Origin of the sequence: Rahnella sp. NRRL B-41462 (assembly GCF_003263525.1) — a bacterium.
Taxonomy (GTDB): Bacteria; Pseudomonadota; Gammaproteobacteria; order Enterobacterales; family Enterobacteriaceae; genus Rahnella; species Rahnella aceris.
In genome coordinates this window covers 1-886 of sequence record NZ_JYDF01000189.1, presented here as the reverse complement: position 1 = coordinate 886, position 886 = coordinate 1, and the positions used below count along the sequence as shown (strand labels likewise).

The 886-nt window shown below is 55.2% G+C and carries 1 protein-coding gene; it reads right to left on the bottom strand.

Annotated elements, in window-relative coordinates; genetic code table 11:
- Positions 1–886 (bottom strand): DUF3418 domain-containing protein (locus UC14_RS26510; RefSeq protein WP_157962172.1); only part of this gene is annotated, 886 nt, incomplete at both ends.

Genomic DNA, 886 nt, shown 5'->3' with positions numbered 1-886 from the left:
TTTTGTTTTTATCATCGACAATGCGGAACGTCATTTTGAGATGATCGGGCACCTGATCCCACTGCCAGTCTTCGCGTGACACCGTCACGCCACTCATCTTACGCAGTTCCTTTTCCATCGCATCCAGCAACGGCATCTCGAACGGTTTGATGCGCCCGAGCAAGGCATCCGCGTAATTTGGCGCAGGCACAAAATTGCGGCGAACGGGTTTTGGCAGCGATTTAATCAGCGCCATGATCAGATCACGACGAATGCCCGGGATCTGCCAGTCAAAACCTTCTTCACTCACCTGATTGAGCAGCGGTAAAGGAATATGTACCGTTACGCCGTCAGCATCGGTACCCGGCTCAAACTGATAGGTCACGCGCAGTTTGAGATTGCCCTGATGCCAGAAGTTCGGGTAATCGTGAGCGCTGATATTGCCCGCGCCCTCTTTAATCAGCATGCTTTTTTCAAAGTTCAGGCTGTCCTGCGGCTGCGTTTTCCACCAGGTATCAAAATGACGCGCCGACACCACTTCCTGCCCGATGCGTTGTTCATAGAACAGGAACAGGGTTTCGTCATCAACCAGAATATCGCGGCGACGGGATTTGTGTTCCAGCTCTTCCACTTCGGTGCGCAGACGCAGGTTAGCGCGGAAGAACGCATGACGGGTCTGCCAGTCGCCTTCCACCAGCGCATGCCGGATAAACAGTTCCCGTGACACGACCGGATCAATCGTGCCGTAATTCACCCTGCGTGCCGCCACAATCGGCAGGCCGTAGAGCGTGACTTTTTCCGTCGCCATCACCGCGCCCTGGGCTTTTTCCCAGTGCGGCTCGCTGTAACTGCTTTTCGCCAGATGCTGAGCCAGCGGCTCGATCCATTCCGGTTCGATACGCGCGGC